We start from the raw sequence: 1,351 nt of genomic DNA on the forward strand, positions 1-1,351 counted from the left end.
CATCGGTACGGCCGGCGACCGGGGTGCCGACCGGGACGTCCTCGCCGGCGCCGAGCCGGGACAGCAGCACACCCAGCGCCGCCTGCAGCACCATGAACATCGTGGCGCCCTGCTCGCGGGCCAGGTCGGCCAGCCGGGCGTGCAGGTCGGCCGGGACGGCGAGATCGACCGAGCCGCCGCGGTGGGAGGCGACGGCCGGCCGCGACCGGTCGAAGGGGAGCGCCAGCTCCTCCGGCGAGCCAGCCAACTCCTCGCGCCAGTACTTGAGTTGCTGCTCCAGCAGTTCGCTCTGCGACCCCTCGCCGCCGAGCAGTCCGCGCTGCCAGAGTGTGTAGTCCGCGTACTGCACCGGCAGCGGCGCCCACCCGGGCGCACCGCCGGCCACCCGCGCCGCGTACGCGGCCGACAGGTCACGCCCCAGCGGAGCCATCGACCAGCCGTCACCGGCGATGTGATGGACCGTCACCACCAGGACGTGCTCCTGCGGTGCCAGCACGAACAGCGAAGCCCGGACCGGGACCTCCGCCGAGAGGTCGAAGGTGTGCCCGGCCGCCCGGGCGACGGCCTCGGCCAGCTCCGCCTCGGTGGTGTCGGTCACGGTCAGGCCGAAGCCGATCCGGTCGAGGGCGGCGCGGTCGACGGGGAGCACCTGCTGGTGCGCTCCGGTGCCGTGGGCGGGGAAGACCGTCCGCAGCACCTCGTGGCGGCCGATCAGGTCGAGCAGGGCGGCGTCGAGGGCGACGCGGTCGAGGTCGCCGGTCAGCCGCAGCGCCACCGGGATGTTGTACGTGGCGCTCGGCCCCTCCAGCTGGGAGAGGAACCAGAGCCGCTGCTGGGCGAAGGACAGCGGCACCCGCCCGGGCCGCTGCCCGGCGGCCACCACCGGCGGCCGGACCAGCGCGCCCGGGTCCAGGTGACGCGCCAGGGCGGCGGGGGTCGGAGCCTCGAACAAGGTGCGCAACGACAGCTCGATGCCCAGGACGGAGCGGATCCGGCTGATCAGCCGCACCGCCAGCAGGGAGTGCCCGCCGCTCACGAAGAAGTCGTCCTCCGGGCCGACCGCCGGGACCCCGAGCACCTCGGAGAACACGCCGCAGAGCAGTTCCTCCTGCTCCGTGCGCGCGGCGCGGCCCGCTGACGCCACCCCGTAGTCGGGGACCGGCAGAGCACGGCGGTCGAGCTTCCCGTTGGAGGTCAGCGGCAGGGCGTCCAGGGCCACGACGGCCGACGGCACCATGTAGTCGGGCAGACGCGCGCCGACCGTCGTGCGGACCAGTGCGGGCAGTGCGGTGCCGTCCGTGCCGGGGGCGGGGACGACGTAGGCGACGAGGCGTTTGTCGCCGGGCACGTC

General features: G+C 74.9%; 1 protein-coding gene. It reads right to left on the reverse strand.

Features of this window, described 5'->3' with window-relative positions; genetic code table 11:
* Positions 1–1,351, reverse strand: a 1,351-nt coding sequence (locus AB0D10_RS46325) for a condensation domain-containing protein (protein ID WP_360269158.1), incomplete at both ends; no start/stop codon positions are given.

The sequence above is a fragment of the Kitasatospora sp. NPDC048545 genome (genome assembly GCF_040651155.1).
In the GTDB taxonomy this organism is placed as follows: Bacteria; Actinomycetota; Actinomycetes; order Streptomycetales; family Streptomycetaceae; genus Kitasatospora.